At 73.4% G+C, this 4,049-nt stretch carries 1 protein-coding gene, 1 pseudogene and 2 riboswitches; of the genes and pseudogenes, one reads left to right on the forward strand and one right to left on the reverse strand.

What is annotated here, in order from left to right:
- Positions 1 to 124: 124 nt before the first annotated feature.
- Positions 125 to 2,995 (reverse strand): aminomethyl-transferring glycine dehydrogenase, encoded by a 2,871-nt coding sequence (gcvP, locus tag ACWEO5_RS38100; protein WP_452166653.1) that lies wholly within the window; start codon positions 2,993 to 2,995, stop codon positions 125 to 127.
- 90 nt (positions 2,996 to 3,085) lie between these two features.
- Positions 3,086 to 3,212, reverse strand: a riboswitch (glycine riboswitch).
- A gap of 2 nt (positions 3,213 to 3,214) precedes the next feature.
- A riboswitch (glycine riboswitch) is annotated at positions 3,215 to 3,320 on the reverse strand.
- A 187-nt stretch (positions 3,321 to 3,507) separates the two neighbouring features.
- Between gcvP and ACWEO5_RS38105 the strand changes: the two are divergent.
- A pseudogene (locus tag ACWEO5_RS38105) lies at positions 3,508 to 3,933 on the forward strand (PRC-barrel domain-containing protein); the annotation flags it as partial.
- Between the last annotated feature and the right edge of the window lie 116 nt (positions 3,934 to 4,049).

Genomic DNA, 4,049 nt, shown 5'->3' on the forward strand with positions numbered 1-4,049 from the left:
GCCCCCCCCGGCTCCCGCCCCGCCTTTATGTTCCGCGGCCCGGACACCACTTGCCCGGCCCCGCGCGGCGGCCGCCCGCCGGGGAACGTTCCCCGGCGGGCGGCCTCCGTCATCCGCTACGCGCTCACGCGTCGTACTCGTCCAGCGGCGGGCAGGAGCAGACCAGGTTCCGGTCGCCGTACGCGCCGTCGATGCGCCGCACCGCCGGCCAGTACTTGTCCGCCGGGTTGACGCCCGCCGGGAAGACCGCCTCCTCGCGGGTGTACGGGTGCGCCCACTCGCCGGCCAGCATCGCCGCGGTGTGCGGGGCGTTGCGCAGCGGGTTGTCGTCCGCCGCCCACTCGCCCGCGCCGACCTTCTCGATCTCGCCGCGGATCGCGATCATCGCCTCGCAGAAGCGGTCGATCTCGTGCAGGTCCTCGGACTCGGTCGGCTCGATCATCAGCGTCCCGGCGACCGGGAACGACATGGTCGGCGCGTGGAAGCCGTAGTCGATGAGCCGCTTGGCGATGTCGTCGACGCTGACGCCGGTCTCCTTGCTGAGCGGCCGCAGGTCGATGATGCACTCGTGCGCGACCAGCCCGCCGGGGCCGGTGTAGAGCACGGGGTAGTGCGGGGCCAGCCGCTTGGCGATGTAGTTGGCGTTGAGCACGGCCACCTGGGTGGCGCGCTTGAGGCCCTCGCCGCCCATCAGGCGGACGTACGACCAGGAGATCGGCAGGATCGCCGCCGAGCCCCAGGGCGCGGCCGAGATCGGCCCGACGCCGGTCGCGGGGCCGGCCTCGGCCTGCAGCGGGTGGTTGGGCAGGTACGGCGCGAGGTGCGAGCGCACCGCGACCGGGCCGACGCCGGGGCCGCCGCCGCCGTGCGGGATGCAGAAGGTCTTGTGCAGGTTGAGGTGCGAGACGTCCGCCCCGAACTTGCCGGGCTTGGCGAGGCCGACCAGCGCGTTGAGGTTGGCGCCGTCGACGTACACCTGGCCGCCGGCCTCGTGGACGAGTTCGCAGATCCGGGTGATCTCGGTCTCGAACACGCCGTGGGTGGACGGGTAGGTGACCATCAGCACGGCGAGCTGCTCGCGGTGCTGCTCGATCTTGGCCTTCAGGTCCTCGACGTCCACGTCGCCGTCGGTGAGCGTCTTGACCACGACGACCCGCATGCCGGCCATCGCCGCCGAGGCCGCGTTGGTGCCGTGCGCGGAGGACGGGATCAGGCAGACGTCGCGCTGGGTGTCGCCGTTGGCCCGGTGGTACGCCCGGACGGCCAGCAGGCCGGCCAGCTCGCCCTGCGAGCCCGCGTTCGGCTGGATCGACACGGCGTCGTAGCCGGTGACCTCCACCAGCTGCTGCTCAAGGCCGCGGATCAGCGTCAGGTAGCCCTCGGCCTGCTCGACCGGCGCGAACGGGTGCAGCTGCCCGAACTCGGGCCAGGTGATCGGCTCCATCTCGGTGGTCGCGTTGAGCTTCATGGTGCAGGAGCCCAGCGGGATCATGCCGCGGTCGAGCGCGTAGTCGCGGTCGGAGAGCCGGCGCAGGTAGCGCAGCATGGCGGTCTCGGAGCGGTGGCTGTGGAAGACCGGGTGGGTGAGGTACTCGTCCTCGCGCAGCAGCTCGGCGGGCAGCGCGTCCGCGTCCTCGGCGATCTCCGCCGTGACCCCGAACGCGGCGAACACGGCCGCCAGGTGCTCGCGGGTGGTGGTCTCGTCGCAGGAGACCGAGACCCGGTCGCCGTCGACCCTGTGGACGTTGACGCCGCCGGCCAGCGCCGCGGCCACGACCTGGTCGGCCCGGCCCGGGACGACCGCCGTCACGGTGTCGAAGAAGGTGTCGTGGGCGAGCTCGACGCCGCCCGCGCGCAGGCCGGCGGCGAGCGCGGCGGCGTAGCGGTGGGTGCGGCGGGCGATGTCGGCGAGGCCGTCGGGGCCGTGGTAGACGGCGTACATGGAGGCCATCACGGCGAGCAGCACCTGGGCGGTGCAGATGTTGGAGGTGGCCTTCTCGCGGCGGATGTGCTGCTCGCGGGTCTGTAGGGCGAGCCGGTAGGCGCGGTTGCCGTCGGCGTCGACCGAGACGCCGACCAGGCGGCCGGGCAGGTTGCGGGCGTACTCGGCGCGGACGGCGAGGTAGCCGGCGTGCGGGCCGCCGAAGCCCATCGGGACGCCGAAGCGCTGCGAGGTGCCGCAGGCGATGTCGGCGCCGAGCTCGCCGGGCGAGCGCAGCAGGGTGAGGGCGAGCAGGTCAGCGGCGACGGCGACGACGGCGCCGAGCCCGTGGGCCTGGTCGATGACGGGCTTGATCTCCCGCACCGCGCCGGAGGCGCCCGGGTACTGGAGCAGCACGCCGAAGACACCGCGCTCGGCGATCTCGGCGGGGATGCCGTTCGAGAGGTCGGCCGTGACGACCTCGACGCCGGTCGGTTCGGCGCGGGTCTCGATCACGGCGACGGTCTGCGGCAGGGTGTCCGCGTCGACCAGGAAGACGCCGGGCTTGTTCTTGGTGACGCGCCGGGCCAGGGCCATCGCCTCGGCGGCGGCGGTGCCCTCGTCGAGCAGCGAGGAGCCGGAGGTGTCCAGGCCGGTCAGGTCGGCGACCGCGGTCTGGAAGTTGAGCAGCGCCTCCAGGCGGCCCTGCGAGATCTCGGGCTGGTACGGGGTGTAGGCGGTGTACCAGGCCGGGTTCTCCAGCACGTTGCGCAGGATGACCGGCGGGGTGAAGGTGCCGTAGTAGCCGAGGCCGATCATCGAGGTGAGGACCTGGTTGCGGCCGGCCAGCTCGCGCAGTTCGGCGAGCACCTGGGCCTCGCTGCGGCCGGCGGGCAGGCCGAGCGCGGTGAGGCTGCGGATGGCGTCGGGGACGGCGGCGTCGGACAGCTCGTCCAGGGAGGCGTAGCCGACCTGGGCCAGCATCTTCTGCTGGGCGTCGCTGTCGGGGCCGATGTGGCGGTGCTCGAAGGGGCTGGCCTGCTCAAGGTCGCTGAGCGTCGGCTGGGCGTTCATGGGGGTCGGGCCTCCTGGTCGCGGACCGGCGGTGGTACGCACGCCGACCGACTGCCGTGGAAGCCGGGCGGGCGGGCGAACCCGTCAGCCTCCCCCTCTGTCATCGGTACCTGAGAGCTTCACGCGTCCGGGCCGGGGCCCGGACGGCTTGCACCGTCGGCGAGGGCGGGGACGGCCGGCTCCGGTGCCGACGGTCCTGCCCTGCTTTCCAGAGTGACCTGTTCTCGCTCGGTACGGATGCCTGAGAGATTCCGGGGAGGGGTTGCTCCTTCGGCGTCCCGCACCCCCCTGTCCGGCGGGGTCGGGACTCTCCCGAGCGGGCTCGGCGGTCGCCTCCGAGGTTACCAGCGCGGGCCTCGGGGATCACCGGTGCGGCCCTGTGATCTGCCCCGGACGGCGGTGTCCGGAGTGCCGCCGTCCGTTACGTGACGTTTGGTGTGAAGTGGCGGCCCGGCAGGCTCCTCCGACCGCCTCCCGGACATCCCTGAGGAGCGGCAGGACTGGAGGACAGCGTGCAGACCGATATCGATCCGCGCGACCTGATCGGGCACAAGGCGGTCGACCGGAACGGTGACAAGATCGGCACGGTCGACGAGGTGTACCTGGACGACGCCACCGGCGAACCGGAGTGGGCGGCCGTCCGCACGGGGATCTTCGGCCGGGACGCCTTCGTCCCGCTGACCACCAGCGAGTTCGCGGGCGACGAGCTGCGCGTCCCGTACGACAAATCGTTGATCAAGGAGTCCCCGGACTTCGGCGTGGGCCAGCACCTCTCGCCCGCCCAGGAGTTGCAGCTGTACCGCTACTACGGGCTGGACACCGGCGGCGACGCCGGCTCGGAGCCCGCGGCCCCGGCGGCGAAGGCGGCGGACGGTGCGGGCGAGAAGGCGCAGCAGCGCCAGGAGCCCCCGGCGGACCGCGACTTCGGCACCGTCGCCTCCTCCCCCACGCCCGTGGCGGCGCCCGCGCCCGCCACGCCTCGCCGAGCAGCAGGACCAGCCGCGGGTCGAGGGCGGCGTGCGGTCCGGCGGCGCGGGCGTCCCGGGCGGGGGCG

The organism is Kitasatospora sp. NPDC004272 (assembly GCF_053603035.1).